Origin of the sequence: Ornatilinea apprima (assembly GCF_001306115.1) — a bacterium.
GTDB lineage: Bacteria > Chloroflexota > Anaerolineae > Anaerolineales > Anaerolineaceae > Ornatilinea > Ornatilinea apprima.
Window position 1 is genome coordinate 24,674 of the sequence record NZ_LGCL01000040.1, and the last position, 15,253, is coordinate 39,926.

10 protein-coding genes are annotated in these 15,253 nt (G+C 55.6%); 8 read left to right on the top strand and 2 right to left on the bottom strand.

What is annotated here, in order from left to right; translation table 11 throughout:
* Window position 1 precedes the first annotated feature (1 nt).
* From ADN00_RS16135 to ADN00_RS16145, 3 genes are read left to right on the top strand one after another with little or no spacing between them, the layout of a single operon-like run.
* Window positions 2-1,888, top strand: a complete 1,887-nt coding sequence (locus tag ADN00_RS16135; protein WP_075064040.1) for a hypothetical protein — start codon at window positions 2-4, stop codon at window positions 1,886-1,888.
* A gap of 38 nt (window positions 1,889-1,926) precedes the next feature.
* Window positions 1,927-3,807, top strand: coding sequence for an ArnT family glycosyltransferase (locus tag ADN00_RS16140; RefSeq protein WP_075064041.1), 1,881 nt, complete (start codon window positions 1,927-1,929; stop codon window positions 3,805-3,807).
* 22 nt (window positions 3,808-3,829) lie between these two features.
* Window positions 3,830-5,704, top strand: a complete 1,875-nt coding sequence (locus ADN00_RS16145) for a glycosyltransferase family 39 protein (protein WP_075064042.1) — start codon at window positions 3,830-3,832, stop codon at window positions 5,702-5,704.
* A gap of 15 nt (window positions 5,705-5,719) precedes the next feature.
* Here ADN00_RS16145 and ADN00_RS16150 read toward each other — a convergent pair whose 3' ends face one another.
* Window positions 5,720-7,675, bottom strand: coding sequence for a glycosyltransferase family 39 protein (locus tag ADN00_RS16150; protein ID WP_075064043.1), 1,956 nt, complete (start codon window positions 7,673-7,675; stop codon window positions 5,720-5,722).
* 410 nt (window positions 7,676-8,085) lie between these two features.
* On the opposite strand from ADN00_RS16150, the gene nikB reads away from it, so the two are divergent.
* From nikB to ADN00_RS16170, 4 genes are all read left to right on the top strand, one after another.
* A complete protein-coding gene (nikB, locus tag ADN00_RS16155; RefSeq protein ID WP_075064044.1) occupies window positions 8,086-9,033 on the top strand; it encodes a nickel ABC transporter permease in 948 nt (315 codons plus the stop codon).
* 91 nt (window positions 9,034-9,124) lie between these two features.
* A complete protein-coding gene (locus ADN00_RS16160) occupies window positions 9,125-10,783 on the top strand; it encodes an ABC transporter substrate-binding protein (protein WP_075064045.1) in 1,659 nt (552 codons plus the stop codon).
* A 70-nt stretch (window positions 10,784-10,853) separates the two neighbouring features.
* A complete protein-coding gene (locus tag ADN00_RS16165) occupies window positions 10,854-11,753 on the top strand; it encodes an ABC transporter permease (RefSeq protein WP_075064046.1) in 900 nt (299 codons plus the stop codon).
* A complete protein-coding gene (locus tag ADN00_RS16170; RefSeq protein ID WP_075064047.1) occupies window positions 11,750-12,919 on the top strand; it encodes a M20/M25/M40 family metallo-hydrolase in 1,170 nt (389 codons plus the stop codon). Before ADN00_RS16165 ends, ADN00_RS16170 begins: the two co-directional genes overlap by 4 nt.
* A 14-nt stretch (window positions 12,920-12,933) precedes the next feature.
* On the opposite strand, the gene ADN00_RS16175 is transcribed toward ADN00_RS16170, so the two are convergent.
* A complete protein-coding gene (locus ADN00_RS16175) occupies window positions 12,934-13,344 on the bottom strand; it encodes a DUF6508 domain-containing protein (RefSeq protein WP_152966393.1) in 411 nt (136 codons plus the stop codon).
* A 158-nt stretch (window positions 13,345-13,502) separates the two neighbouring features.
* Between ADN00_RS16175 and ADN00_RS16180 the strand changes: the two genes are divergently transcribed.
* A complete protein-coding gene (locus tag ADN00_RS16180) occupies window positions 13,503-15,101 on the top strand; it encodes a PfaD family polyunsaturated fatty acid/polyketide biosynthesis protein (protein WP_075064049.1) in 1,599 nt (532 codons plus the stop codon).
* The last annotated feature ends 152 nt before the right edge of the window (window positions 15,102-15,253 follow it).

Genomic DNA, 15,253 nt, shown 5'->3' on the forward strand with positions numbered 1-15,253 from the left:
CATGATGAAGCTGATTAGCCAGATCAAAATCTTCTTTCGAGACCATCCTCGCTTGTTGAACGGGTTGGTGGTTTTGGCTTTTCTTCTTTACGGCATCCAGTCAGTTTACTTCGCATACACGCTCGACGTAACCATGGATGAAGGCACCTACCTGATGAAAGGGGTGTTGTTCTGGCGGGGCGATTACACTCCCTTCCAGGATTATGGTCCCTGGATGAATAAGATGCCGCTGGCGTTTCTTGTACCTGGGGCGGCTCAGATGATCTTTCACCCGGGGCTGCTAACCGGCCGGCTGTTTTCTGTCTGTTTGAACGTGTGGATGCTGCTGGGTTTATGGCTGGTTACGCGCCGGCTGGCCGGAAAGGGCTGGGCGGCGCTTATGGTTTGGGCGTTGGCGCTCAATTCTGGCGGAATCGCGGTCTATTCCACGGCTACCTCTCAGGTGCAGGTGGCGGCTTTGCTGGCCTGGTCTTTGGCGGCCGGGCTGGGAAAAGACCGCAAGTTGTGGCAAATTCTGGCTGGCGCGGCGCTTGCCTGTCTGGTAGTTTTGATTCGCCAGAATATGCTGCCGCTGATCCCCATTTTCATTCTGTATGCTTTTTGGCAGCAAGGCAAAAAGCCAGGTTGGCTTTCGCTGCTGGTCTCTATTGTGATCTTTGGCGGGGTTCATCTGTATTACTGGCCGAACATTATGCGGATTTGGGCCCCGTGGATGCCGGCTGGGTTGACCCGCTTGATTCTGGGAGAAGAATTTTTAATTGGCGCGGTCTCGCAAAACGTGCACCCGGTGGATTTTGGATTTTGGACGCGGGCTTACGCGTTTTTTGAGAGCTACCGTATCCATGCCTTTTTGCTGGTTGGGCTGCTGATCGCGGCGGTGTATTGGCCGAAACGCAGCCAATGGAAGGATGACGTGCGGTATAAAGACGCTGTCTTTCTGGGCGTTTTCTTTGGGATAACATGGGCCGCTCACCTGTGGGCTTCTGTGCTGCAAGATGCCTGTGTTTTTTGTTATTCTGGTTACATCTCGTTTTTTAGCCCGGCCGGGTTGCTATTCGTTGCGCTGGTATTCGATTCCGCGCCGCGCAAAGCTCCGCGTTGGAAAGAAGCCCTGGGCTGGTTGGCAATGGCGTTTGTGTTCGCCGGTTTTGGTTACGCAGGATACCGCGATTTATTCCATTGGGTGCCCCATCTTCAGGTACCAAGGATGCGCGATTTACGCTTTTTACCCGGTACGCTGGAGCTGTGGCGGCTGCTCTCCAATAAGTATAATTGGAGTTTCGACCTGCTGGAACGGCTTCTTCCGGCGCTATGGATGTTAGGGATTGGCCTGATTGTGTTGGGACTGTCAGCAGTGATCTACCATGTGTATCGAAAGAAGACTGGTGAATCTTCGCTAACCTGGCTGTTCAGCGTGTTGAGCCTGATTTTGCTGGTGATCCTGTCTATTTTTCCCATCCCTGGCGGTGGCAGAAATCAGGTCGTGTGTGGCGAGAATGTCATTGCCAGTCATGAACAGGTTGGGCGCTATCTGGCTGAGCGGGTGGAACCGGGGTCGCTGGTCTATTGGGAAAACGATGTCTCTCCACTGCCACTGCTATCCATACCAGGGGTGAGGATTTTCCCGGCGCAGCTCGACCACGACTTTAACCGCCTGAAAGGCGGGAATACTGACCTGCTGCACCGGTATGGGTACTGGAATGATGAGCTGGCCTGGCAATGGAGCCAGCAGGCCGATTACCTGCTGGTGGCTGACCGGATGCTGGGCGCGCTGGAGGACAATGGGCAAATTACCGCGGAGTTTCGTCAAATTGGAATCACACCAAAGGTGGCAAACTGCCGCCCCAATTCCTCTATTCACATCTTTGCCAGGGTAGACCAGCCTTAGCGCAATTCAACTAACCACCATTTGGAAGCCATGTACTTATGAGCAAAAAAACTGACCTTCGCACTTTCGTTGAACAGCGCCCGTGGATATCCACACTGGCTGCCACATTGGGCATGGTTGTCTTTCTGGTTCAGGCGCTGTATTACGCTCATTTTTTTGACGTTACCATGGATGAAGGCACTTACTTAATCAAGGGCCTGTTATTCTTGCGCGGCGATTACCGACCGTTCGAGGATTATGGACCCTGGACGAATAAAATGCCGCTGGCTTTTCTGATCCCCGGTGCGGCGCAGATGATTTTTGGCGCGGGTTTACGAACAGGCCGGTATTTTTCGATCTTCTTAAGCATGCTCATGCTGGTTGGCACCTGGCTGGCCGCGCGCCGGCTGGCGGGGCGCGGGTGGGCGGCGCTGGTGGTGGGAGTGATGGCGGTCAGCTCGGGCGCGATTGTCTATTACTCTCAGGCGATCAGCCAGGTGATTTCGGCCTGCCTGCTGGCGTGGATGATGGTGCTGGTCTTGGGAGGCGACCGGCCTTTGTGGCAGGTTCTCCTGGGCGCGGCTCTGGGCACGCTGACGGTGATGACCCGCCAGAATCTATTGCCGGTGGTGCCTATTTTACTTCTGTACATATTCTGGCAGTATGGCAGGCGAACAGGCTGGCTGGCTGTGGGCGTCTCTGCTGTGTTGCTGGGCGGGTTTCACGCTCTGTACTGGCCGGACATTATCAAAATCTGGCTGCCCTGGACACCGAAATTCATTGTTGAATGGTTTAATCTAAGCCGTTTTTCGATTGGCGGTTTGAAGAGCATCGCGGCGGTCAATTTGAGTTTCTGGACGCGCTTTCAGGTGTTCTGGGAAGGCTTTCGCATTTATTTTGCCATGCTGACCGGTGTGGTGATTGGGCTGTTGAATTGGCCGCGCCGCCAGGATTGGAAAAGCCCGGCCGCGTTTAAGTCTGCATTGCTGCTGCTGGTTCTGTTTGCCGTGCTGTTTGCTTCGCACCTGTGGGCCGCCTTGATGAATGACTACTGTGTTTATTGTTACAGTGGCTATATCGCTTTCTTCGCGCCCATTGGCCTGATCCTGGTGATTCTGCTGGCCAGCCAGCCGCGCCAGCGGCGGCCGGGGTGGATGGCTCACCTGCTTACGCTCGGCTCTCTGGTGATCATCGCGGGCGGGACGGGATTGAACGCTTACAAGATGTTCGGTGATTGGCTGATGAAGATGCAGGTTCCGCGCGTTCGCGGTTTGACCATCCAGGCGGGCACAATCGAGTTATGGAAATTGTTTGAGAATAAATTCGGCTGGAGCTATGAGTTTCTGGAACGGCTGCTGCCCGGTTTGTTTGTCGGCGGGGCGACGCTGATCTTCATCATTCTGTTTGCCCTGGTATATTTTTCCTGGCTCCGGCGCAAAACCAACGCCGCTTTCGCGACCCTGGTTTCCGTCGTGTTGATCGCGGCGGGCAGTCTCTTTTCACTGTTCCCCATGCCGGGCGGCGCGAAAAGCGAGCTAAACTGCCAGGAGGACGTGATCGCGGCGCATGAGAAAGTGGGCGCTTATCTGCGCGAGGCCATCCCGCAGGGCGCGCTGGTTTATTGGGAAAATGATGTCTCTCCGCTGCCGTTGTTGTATATGGGCAAGGTGCGCCTTTTCCCGGCGCAGTTGAATCACGAGCACAACCGCCGCAATGGAGGAGACCCCGACAAGCTGGCGCGCCTGGGCTATTGGAACGACGAATTGGCCCTCGAATGGTCAGGGCAGGCGGAATATTTGTTGATTGCTGACTTAATGGTGGAAGACCTGCGCCAAAAAGGGATCATCCAGGCGGGGATGGATGAACAACAACCCACTCCGCAACTGATGCGGTGCCGCCGACAGTCGATTATCCACATTTTTCAGAATCCCCGGCCTTGAGCCAGGCGGAGAAGGACGTGGGATGATACTTATTGGTGCCCGCAATTGGAGGCAAGGCAAGTCCGGACGCTGGCTGCGGCTGGTCGTGATTGGGGCTGCAGTTCTGATCTTTTTTGCACAGGCCTTTTTCATGGCGCGCTATTTTGATGTAACCATGGATGAAGGCACTTATTTGTTAAAGGGATTTCTCTTTCTCAAGGGAGATTACCAGCCTTTTGAAGATTACGGTTTGTGGACCAATAAAATGCCGCTGGCGTTTTATATTCCTGGTCTGGCCCAGTATCTTTTTATGCCCGGCCTTCAAACGGGGCGGTATTTTTCCATTTTTCTCAGTGCGTTGATGCTGATAGGGTTGTGGCTCACGGTGAGGCGCAACGCTGGCAAGAACTGGGCAGCAGTGGCGCTGCTCGTTTTCGCTTTGAATACCGGGACGGCTTACTATTACATGCAGGCGATTACCCAGGTGATCACGGCTGCGCTATTGGCCTGGGCGTTGTATTTCTTGCTGGGTGAGGGGAGAACCCGCCTGGAACTGGGCTTGGGAGCGCTGCTGATGGTGATGGTGGTTTTCACTCGCCAAAATCTGCTGCCGGTGCTGCCATTAGCGTGTTTGTTTGTTTTCTGGCAGCATGGCTGGCGGCGCGGATGGCCGGCGATAATCGGAGCGGTGGTTGTCTTTGCCGGTCTGCATTTGCCATACTGGCCTAATATCGCTCGCACCTGGTTGGAGTGGCTGCCCGGTTCTGTGAAAAGATGGATTGGTTACTCAACCCTCTTTCCTTCCGCGGGGTTAACACCGATCGCCCGGCAGAAAATGTCCTTCTGGAGCCGGTTCTTTGTGTTCTGGGAAACTTACCGCATCTTTTTCGCGCTGCAGGCTGGCGCTCTTTTAGCGGTTTTGGCCTGGCCACGGAAAGGGCACTGGAAAAGCAGCGCTGATTTCAAGTCGGCGGTCTTTTGCGGAGTTAACTTCCTGGTTTTACTGGTCATCCATTTTTGGGCGTCGCTGTTGCGAGATGAGTGCGTGTATTGTTACCCCGGCTATCTCGCCTTCTTTTTGCCGTTTGGAATCATATTTGTGGTACTGTGCCTGAAGTCCGCGCGCCGGCGGCTTTTGCCTGTTGCCCAGGGCGCGGGCGCCCTTTTGCTGCTGGTTTCGGTGGCGGGGCTGGGGTACAGCGCCTATAAACCGCTCCAATGGGTCGTCGATTTGCAAGTGCCGCGTGTTCGAGACTTGCGGATTCAACCCGGAACAATTGAACTCTGGCGGCTGCTCTCCAATAAATTTGGCTGGGCTTATGACGTGCTGGAACGGATGCTGCCGGCGGTTTTCGGATTGGCTTGCGGTGGGCTGATTTTGCTTGCGGTCTGGGCGATCTCACGCTGGGGGCGCCGGAAATATGAATGGAAGCACACTGCATGGTACGCGGCGCTGGCCATTCTCTTCGCGGGGAATGTTATTTTATCCATCCCTTATCCGGGTGGCGCGAAGAGTGAATTGAACTGCGAATCCGATATCCTGGCCAGCCACGAGCAGGTTGGGCAGTATCTGAAAAGCGTGGTGCCGGCCGGGTCGCTGGTCTATTGGGAGAATGATGTTACCCCGCTGCCACTGATCTATATTCCAGACGTGCGCGTTTTCCCTGGCCAGCTCAACCATCAATTCAGCAAGGTGGTTGGCGGCGATCTGGATATTGTGGCGCGCAAAGGATTTTGGAACGACGAGTTGGCCGCCCGCTGGGCGCTGGAAGCCGATTACCTGTTGATTGCCGATTCACAGGTGGAACGCCTGATGGATCAAGGGATCTTGACCAGGGAAATGGATGAAATTGGTGAAAGCCCCATCACTACCGGCTGCCGGGAAAAGTCGACCATTCATGTTTATAAAGCCAGGTAATACCCGCACCGGGTGCTATTTAACCGTGAACAATCCCCACAAATCGGATTCCGCGATTTTTTCCAGATAAGCCGCGTCCTGGGGCGGGTACGTGTCCGATAAATACACCAGCATATAGTCGATCTGCTGCGCCTTAACCCAGCCCCGGTCACTGATCTTCTCTGGGGGATACACTGGTATCAGCGTCCGCTCAAAGCGCGGACCAAAGAAGACGTAATCCGGGTAGTAATCTTTTTGGCTGGCAATCCCCAGTGTCGCGTCAGAGGGCACTTTTTTCTCCACCATCTTAAGCGTATCGATGAAATAGTAATTTTGCAGGGTCATCATCCCGCCGCGATCCAGGCGCCAGATCGAGCGGTGACCTTCCAGGGGTTTGGCCGGGTTGAGCAGGACGCAGCTGATCAGGGTGGAGACAGCCACCGCGCTGACCAGCCAGCCCACCCATACAGAGGCGCGTTTGTGCCCTAACCAGTCCGCGGCGAGGGGGGCAGCCAGAGCTGCTGCGGGCATGAAGTAACGCCCCTGGTAAGGGTCCCAGCCTGGGCGGAAAAGAATATCAAAAATGAGAAATGAAGCAAAAAACAGGAAAGCGCTGATGCGGTAAAGGTTTTTTTGCCGCAGGCCGTGAATGAATTCCACCAGCAGCCAGGGGACAAGCAGTAGAAAGCCCAAAGGACCATACCAGGCTTCATCTTCTTGCAGCAAGTAACGTCGGAGCAGCTCAAAGTGATGGCCCGGGTAGGAACTCTTTTCTGATTCCACGTCGATATTCAAAGCCGAAAACACCGGTTTCATCAGGGCGGCTTTGGCCTTAATCCCATATCCCCACAGCGGATCGGGCAGCCCGGCGAGGTCGGCCATTTGATACAGCAGGCGCGAACCGTTAATCAGGCTGCTTTCGACCAGACTGTCCGAACGTAAGATGCCGGTGGACTGCTCCACGGCGGCTTTTGAACCCAGGGGGTTGCCAAAGTGAATCTGGTTGCTGATAAAGATTTGTGATCCAATCAGCCCGAAGGCTGTCAGTGAGGCGGCGGCCCACACCAGCAGGTGTTTGAATGGGATTTGTTTGAAAACCAGCCAGGCCAGCAGCGCGGCGAGCGCCAGTGCGGGCAGCAAGAAGAAAATGGTCTGTTTGGTGCCCACTCCCAAACCCAGGGCCAACCCAGAGAGCAGCACGGATGAAAGGGTTTTCTCTTGCAGGGCGAGAAAAAAGAAATAGATCGCAACGCTGAAAAGGGCGCAAATCACCAGATCATTCTGGGTGGTGGTGGATTGCAGCATAATGGCCGGCAGAGACAGGAAAACCAGCCCGGAAAAGACGGCCTGAGAGATGGTGGCTTTATTCAAGCGCGCCAACCCGACAACAGCCAGGGCAGCGGCTAGGGCGGCAAACCATTGGGTGAATCCAACCAGCCGGTCAGAGCGGGTGAAGAGCACACTCCAAAACATTTGCAGTTGAGCGTTGACCGGGTAGGTGATTTGCCAGATGCGCGGTGTAGACCAAGGGAAGTAACTGCCGCGCTGCAGCCAAAAACCAACCCGCGACAGGTGGGTGGAGAGGCTGTCTACCGTATTGGGGGGGACGTATAAGTTCAGAAAGGCATTGAAGAGATAACCCAGCCCGGCTGTCAGCGCCAGCAACGGGAGAAAGGCGTTTTGGAAAGTGATCTTCTGCGATCGGATTTGCCGCGCCCACCAAAGGATGCAGCGCCAAAGCGCGAATGGATCTGGCCGGCCCTTCTTGACCCAGAAGGCCAGCACCACCATCAAGAAGAGGGTGTGCAGGCCGAGGAGGATGATAGGTTGGTTCATTACACCCAACAGATTGGCGATGTGCAGGCTTAAGGCGATGTTGGTGAAGCAAAGCAGGTAAACAGCCAGAATTTGCGATACCAGCCCGCGCAGTGGCAGCAGAGAAACCAGCCATAAGGCCGTGAATAAAACCAGGGCAAAGGCCAGTGCGATCATGAACAATGCTCACCTGAGAACTTGAGTGGATAGGATCAGACCTCAGGATTATACCATTACCCGTCTTGTACCCACTTCAGTCCACAGACAGGAGGCAACCCCCTGCAAAGGTTTCTTCTCGAAGTTGCTATTTGAAAAAAAGAAGTAAATCCGTCATAATTTAAGTAGTTGCGCAAGTCGAATAAATGGTTGTATGATGTGATATACCTGCCTGTGCCAGAGGCAGCCGCACAGCAATGCTGGGCAAAGACATCCAGTTTTCATTGCTCCCCCTTTGCGCTGGAACCATTCTGATCAGAACCAATGAATGGATTTTTAGCCGCACTAATCCAAACCGGCCATTAAAGCTCATCAAAACCGCATCGAAGATCATCGCATCCTTCACTCATTGACCAAAGTGGAGATGTTTTGTGTTTCGATACCTGGCCCGCAGAGCTTTAGCGCTCCTTCCTGTTTTCTTTTTAATGACCATCATTGTATTTCTATTAATCCGCCTGGTCCCTGGCGATCCAGTGGATGTGATGTACGGCGGCGAAGGACTGAGTGAGGAGCAGCGCGCCGCGCTCGAGACTCAGTTGGGAATTGACCAACCGCTGGCGCTTCAATACTTGCGCTGGTTGGGGCGCGCGTTGACAGGCGACCTGGGGCGCTCTTACAAGGCGCAAATGCCGGTACTTGATCTGATCTTACAGCGTCTACCGGCGACCCTTTACCTATCGGTGGCAGCGCTGCTCTTTTCTGTAATTATCGCCATTCCCCTGGGCATTCTCTCGGCGGTTAAACGCAATACCTGGATTGACCTTTCCGCAATGATTTTCGCCATTTTTGGAATCTCCCTGCCGCAATTCTGGTCAGGGATATTGCTGGTATTAATCTTTGCCGTAGGGCTGCGCTGGCTGCCTTCGATCAATTATGTGCCGCCCACGGATAATTTTGGACTGTTTCTCCGTCACCTGCTGCTGCCCGCTGTTACTTTGGGATGGTCGCTGGCTGGAACCACCACGCGGCTCACACGCTCCAGCATTCTGGAAGAGTTAGGCAAAGATTATGTTCGCACAGCGCGTAGCAAGGGCATGCGCGAGCACGCGGTTCTGTGGGGGCATGTCTTACGCAATGCCCTCATCCCAACCGTCACCATGATTGGGCTACAGATGGCGTTTTTAATTGGCGGAGCGGTGGTAGTGGAATCGGTGTTTGCCTGGCCGGGAATTGGCTTGCTGGTGGTGGATAGCATTTTCGGTAGAGATTACCCTGTTGTGCAGGGTGTTATTCTGACCGTCGCGGTTTTGGTGGTGGTAGTCTCCTTGATTGTTGATGTCATCTATACGGTTCTCGATCCACGCATACGGTTTGATTAGTTGTTTGTGGTTAAAGGGCGGCATTGAAATCTCTCCGGCGCTGGAGAGGGCCCCTTAAGAGAAAGTCTGTTCACAATTACTGGAGGGTAAGATGAAGAAAAGAACGTTTGTTTGGCCGATAATGCTGGCGCTCATGGTTGCCGTTATTGTTCTGGCGGCGTGTGCCCCGGCCCCCGCGGAGACGGCCGTGCCCGCAGAGCAGCCGACTCAACCACCTGCGGCGGAACCCGCTCAACCCACACAGCCTGAGGCTGCTACCGAAGCCCCACCCGCAGAAGAAATGGGACCCAAAAGGGGAGGGACGCTGACCTTCGCGATGAAGGAAGATGTTACCTCAATGGATCCGTTGAAAGCCATCCAGTATGGCGATATCCGCCTGAATGTTTTAGTTGCGCAGCAATTGGTGGCACCCGACCGGGATGGCAAGTTTGTGGGTGTTCTGGCAGAGAGCTGGACCGCTTCAGAAGATGGCAAGGAATGGATTTTCAATTTGCGCAAGGGCGTCAAATTCCACAACGGCGCTGAGATGAAGGCTGATGATGTGAAATGGGTCTTCGACCGCATTATGGCCGAGGACTCGGGCGCGGCGATGCGCGGCACTTTCACTGGAATTGGCCTGGTGGTGGAAGTGGTGGATGACTACACGGTAAAGATGACGATTGAAAGCGGCCAGGGACCATTCTTGAGTTACCTGGCGCTGCTTAACCGGTCGGCAATTGTGCATAAGGATACCTATGCGGAAGATGGTACCGTTCCGGCGATCATCGGCACCGGCCCATTCAAAATGGTTGAATCAAAACCGGGCGAGCTGTACCGGCTGGCTAAATTCGAGGATTACTGGAAGGAAGGTGAGCCTTACCTGGATGAAGTGGTGCTGCGAGTGATCACGGATCCCAGTGTGCGCTTGAACGCCATGCGCACCGGCGAAGTGGATATGGCCGAAGAGCTGCCCATCGCGGATGTGAAAGCTCTGGTGGATAACCCTGACCCCAATTTCACCGTGCAGGTGTATTACTTTAACTCGGGCGCCCGTTTTGTCTTGAATCACACACGCCCGCCGTTCAACAATCTGGAAGCCCGCAAAGCGGTGCAGTATGCCTTTGACCGCGAAGCGTATAACGAGGCGGTGTATTTCGGATTGGGGCAGGTTCACAACCAGCCCTTTGTGCCCAATGACGGCTGGTATCTGGATGTGCCGATGGTGATGCCCGACCTGACCAAAGCCCAGGAGGCTTTTGCTGCCAGCGGCCTGCCGCAGGGAACAGAAATCACCATGCTGTTGATGGCCAACCAGAAAGACGCGGCTGAGATCATTGACGCGATGCTTTCTCAGGTGGGATTCAAGGTTAAATTTGAAATTGTCGACTCGGCGGCCTGGACGGCGCGTGGGCAGAAGCTGGACTACGATCTGCTGATGGGCACGATGACCGGCATCTTTGACCCCGACCGGCCATACGGCTATCTGCAGAGCACATCGGGTGGCAACTGGCTGGTGGGCGGCTATAACAACCCAGACATGGATGCCCTGGTGATTGCCGGTCGCGGCGAGTCCGACATTGAAAAACGCAAAGAGATCTACAGGCAGGTGTTGACGCTTAACCAGGAAGATGTGGCTACCATGTATGTGGTCGGCCTGCCGTGGGTGGAAGCCTGGCAAAATTATGTCAAAGGTTACCAACCGGGAACGTCACCGGTGTTGATGATGATGGATGCTTCGGATGGTTTGAACACAACCTGGTTGGACAAGTAATTCGGTTGATTCCCTTCCCCAGCCCTCAGAAAGAGGGCTGGGGATCAAAACCAACGCAAACAGGATTCACATGGCTCAATTTGATAAAAGTGTTACCGCGCAATTTGACCGGGCAGTGCAAGGAAGCCGGAAGAAGGACACCCTGTTCGCCCGCCTGTTGAGAAACCGTCTGGCATTGATCGGGATGATCATCACCTTCATTGTGGTGATAACGGCCATCTTTGCGCCGCTGATTGCCCCCTATGACCCGTTAAAGATTACGCTGGCTGACCGTCTGCAGCCGCCCAGTGAAAAATATTGGCTGGGTACTGATCATCTGGGGCGCGACGTTTTCTCGCGGGTGGTTTATGGCGCGCGTATATCGCTGCAGGTCGGGATCGTCTCTGTGTTTTTGGGGACCATTGTGGGGCTGATCGCCGGAGCGGCCGCCGGGTACATTGGCAACGGCGTGGATACGGTGATTATGAGCATTATGGACGCCATCTATGCCTTCCCTGCCATTCTGCTGGCCCTGGCTCTGGTGGCGGCTTTTGAGCCGGGGCTGGTAACGGTGATGACGGCTATCGCGATTGTGCGTATCCCCATTTTTGCGCGCACGGTGCGCTCTTCGGTGCTGGCTGAAAGGGAAAAGGAATACATCGAAGCGGCGCGCTGCATTGGGTTGAACGGCTTTGGCATTCTGACCCGGCATATCCTGCCGAATATCACCGCGCCGCTGATTGTGGTTACCACCACCTACTTTGCCGCGGCGATTGTAGTGGAAGCTTCGCTGAGCTTTTTAGGCCTGGGCGTGCCTCCTCCGCAGGCCAGTTGGGGGGTGATGTTGAATGATGGCCGGAAATACATGGAAGCCATGCCGCATGTTGTCCTTTACCCCGGTATTGCGATATCATTAACCGTGCTGGGTTTTAACCTGTTAGGAGATGGGCTGCGGGATGTGCTTGATCCGCGGTTGAGGAATATTTCATGAGCATCGAAAAACTGCAAGGCGCGGCGGCTGAAGAATTCATTCAATTTTGCCAGACCTTGGTGAAGATCCCCGGATGTACAGGGGAAGAACGGGCGGTGGCAGAAGCAGTCACCGCTCAGTGTTTAAGCATGCCGTTTGACCGCGTGCAGACAGACGCGTTGGGTAATGTAATCGCGGTGCGAAAAGGCGCAGCAGACGGACCGCTTGTTCTATTTGACGGGCACATGGACGTTGTGCCGGTGGAAAGCGCGGAAGAATGGCAGCATGATCCGCATGGAGCGGAGATCGCGGAGGGGAAACTGTGGGGGCGCGGGGCAGCCGACACGCGCGCCTCGCTGGCGGGGATGATCTGGGCGGCTGGCAGCCTGTCAAAGTCGGATTTTCGCGGCACGCTGGTAATGGCGGCCACGGTATGCGAAGAGAATGTAACTGGGGCGGCGCTTTCTGCGGTGCTAGATACCGTGCAGCCGGATGTGGTGGTTACCGGCGAGCCGACAGCCTTGCGGCTGGGGGTGGCGCAGAAAGGGCGCATGACCCTTTTTCTGGATGCACAGGGACGCAGCGCGCATACTTCCACGCCCGAGGCGGGGGAGAACGCGGTTGACAAAATGCTGGATGCTCTGCAGCGCCTGCGCCAGATGGAATTACCCTCGGACGCGGATTTGGGCCGCTCGCTGCTGGTGCTGACAGAAATCATTTCTGACCCCTACCCCAATGGTTTCAGTGTGCCGCACGGCTGCCACGCGCGCCTGATTGGCCGCACGCTGCCGGGTGAGAGCCGGGATCAGGTGCTGGGGCGCGTTCAAGCCGCGTTGCAGGGAATGAATGGCGTCCATTTCCACATGGGCCAATTGGAGCAGCGGACGTACACCGGGCATGTTTTGCGTGTGGAAGATTTTTTGCCGGGCTGGCGCAATCCACCCGGTGATGCCTGGCAGACGAAAATCCGGGCAGCCCTGCAGGCTGCCGGCCTGCCTGGCGATCTCTACCACGCTCCATGCGGAACCAACGCGTCCGCCAGCGCACGGCGCGGGGTCAGTAGCTTCATTTTTGGTCCGGGGGAGTTAAGTCAGGCGCATACCGTCGATGAAGGGGTGCTGGTCGAGGATGTTCTTCTCGGTGAACTGGGTTTTCGCGCTATCCTGGCGGCCTGCTTGGGGTTTTAATTTTTCTGAAAAGCTCAATCCATTTGATCCGCGAGGCATTCCAGACGCCTCAGCAGTTTTTGAACATATCCCTTTTCAATCATGGCGCCCCAATGTCCGTCGCAAAACCGCTCGCCGCGCGCGCAGTAGGTGAGCATGGTTTTCACCTGGTCGATGGATGCGGATTGGATACTCGTGTCATCCTGCAGCATTTCCCAGGCCTGGGCAGGCTGGTAGTCGTAGTCGCACCACCAGACCTGTGAAGCGACCTGGTAGAACTGCGCAACCGCCGGGTTGTAGACCGGCCAGGCGGCGGTGACGGGATGGGGCGAATCACAGGGTGACTGCGCCCAGTGTTCAACGGGGCTGAATCCCTCGGCTTCAAATACGGGGAGAAAAGCCAGCAATTCTTCAATTTCCTGCGGGGTGGGGTTCCTGGTCTGCAAGTTGGCCTCCAAAGCGTTGACACCATTTCCCATTATGCCACAACATAAGGCAAGCGCGGTAAAGACGCGCCGCTTATCTCGAAACGCGGGGCGCATTTTTGGGTTAAACACAACAGTACAGCCGCCTCAAATGGCATCCCTTTCTGCGAGGAAGAATTATGAATACTGTTATCCATCCGCAAAACCACCTCTCATCGCTTTTTACGGATACCGGCCTGAGCTGGCAGGGACCGGTGCAAACTGCCGCGACCCAGCCAGATGAAATGCGGGCAGCGCTGCGCCGGGCAGATCAGATTGTTTTTGTGTTTTCTGATCAGGGCAGGCTAGCCATGAGTGACCAGGGGGGGGGCGTGAGCGGCTCCGATTATCCCTTGCTGGCTGTGCTGCCACCCATACCGGCGCAGTCCCTGGGCAGCCAGCGCTTCAAAGAGACCTACGGAACGCGATACGCGCTGTACGGCGGGGCGATGGCCAACGCGATTTCGTCCGAAGACATGGTGATCGAGATGGGGCGCGCCGGGATGATGGCGTCGTTTGGCGCGGGTGGATTGCTGCCCGCGCGCATTGAAGAGGCCATTATCAAGATCAAAAGCGCGCTGCCCAACGGCCCTTATCTGTTCAACATGTTGAACAGCCCCTTTGAACCCCTGATGGAGCAGCGCGCTGTGGACCTGTACCTGCAGCACGGCATTCGAGCGATCGAAGCCTCAGCTTACCTGGGAATGACGCGCGGGTTGGTGCGCTACCGCGCCAGCGGATTGTCTCTTGACCAGCAGGGTGGGGTGGTGATTGGCAACCGCATCATCGCGAAAGTATCCCGCAAAGAGGTGGCGCGCCATTTTCTCTCACCCGCCCCGGAAGACATGCTGCGCAAGCTGGTGGAAGATGGGGAAATCTCAGAACAGCAAGCGCAGCTGGCGCGCCGGGTGCCGGTGGCGGATGACATCACCGTGGAAGCGGATTCAGGAGGGCACACCGATAACCGCCCGCTGGTTGCGCTGCTGCCGGTGATGCTGGCCTACCGCGCCAGCCTGCAAGAAAAATATCACTACGCCGAACCCGTGCGCATTGGCGCGGGTGGGGGCATCAGCACGCCCGCTGCGGCGCTGGCCGCCTTTATGATGGGGGCGGATTATCTGGTTACGGGGTCCATTAACCAGGCTTGCGTGGAATCGGGCGCGTCAGATGAGGTGCGGGCTATGCTGGCCCAGGCTGAGATGACGGATGTAATCATGGCGCCGGCCTCAGACATGTTCGAGATGGGCGTTAAAGTGCAGGTGTTGAAACGCGGCACGCTGTTCCCTATGCGGGCGGGCAAGCTGTATGAACTCTATAGCCGGTATAACTCAATTGAAGAACTGCCGGCCAGCGAGCGCGAAAATCTGGAATCGGAAATTTTCCAGCGCAGTCTGGAAGAGGTGTGGGTAGAAACGGTGGCCTTCTTCAAAGAGCGCGACCCGCGCCAGATTGAGAAAGCCGCGCAAGACGCACATTACAAGATGGCGCTGATTTTCCGTTGGTATTTGGGTTTATCCTCACGCTGGGCGGCCCGCGCCGAAGCCAGCCGCAAGATGGATTATCAGGTGTGGTGCGGCCCATCGATGGGGGCGTTCAATGATTGGGCGCGCGGCACGCGCTTTGAAGCAATTGAAAACCGTAAAGTGGTGGACGTCAACCGGACGCTGCTGGAGGAATGTGCCTATCTATCGCGGGTACAAATGCTGCGCATGCAAGGAATTGAATTACCGTTTTCATAGATTTTGTGAAAAACTTTAACCACTCCTCCAGGTTGGCAAAACTTTGGGTTCCGAATACGCATAAAACCATCGGTTACACCTATACGCGATACACGAAATATCTTATCCCCAACCAGGACCCCTTGACGATTGGGGCGACACTGTCCGGATCA

What these genes read in the sequence shown, in the direction of transcription:
- ADN00_RS16140 (WP_075064041.1), top strand. Translation starts at nt 1,927, where the DNA reads ATGAGCAAAAAAACTGACCTTCGCACTTTCGTTGAACAGCGCCCGTGG.
- ADN00_RS16160 (WP_075064045.1), top strand. Translation starts at nt 9,125, where the DNA reads ATGAAGAAAAGAACGTTTGTTTGGCCGATAATGCTGGCGCTCATGGTT.
- ADN00_RS16180 (WP_075064049.1), top strand. Translation starts at nt 13,503, where the DNA reads ATGAATACTGTTATCCATCCGCAAAACCACCTCTCATCGCTTTTTACG.
- ADN00_RS16135 (WP_075064040.1), top strand. Translation starts at nt 2, where the DNA reads ATGATGAAGCTGATTAGCCAGATCAAAATCTTCTTTCGAGACCATCCT.
- ADN00_RS16145 (WP_075064042.1), top strand. Translation starts at nt 3,830, where the DNA reads ATGATACTTATTGGTGCCCGCAATTGGAGGCAAGGCAAGTCCGGACGC.
- ADN00_RS16170 (WP_075064047.1), top strand. Translation starts at nt 11,750, where the DNA reads ATGAGCATCGAAAAACTGCAAGGCGCGGCGGCTGAAGAATTCATTCAA.
- ADN00_RS16150 (WP_075064043.1), bottom strand. Translation starts at nt 7,675, where the DNA reads ATGATCGCACTGGCCTTTGCCCTGGTTTTATTCACGGCCTTATGGCTG.
- ADN00_RS16165 (WP_075064046.1), top strand. Translation starts at nt 10,854, where the DNA reads ATGGCTCAATTTGATAAAAGTGTTACCGCGCAATTTGACCGGGCAGTG.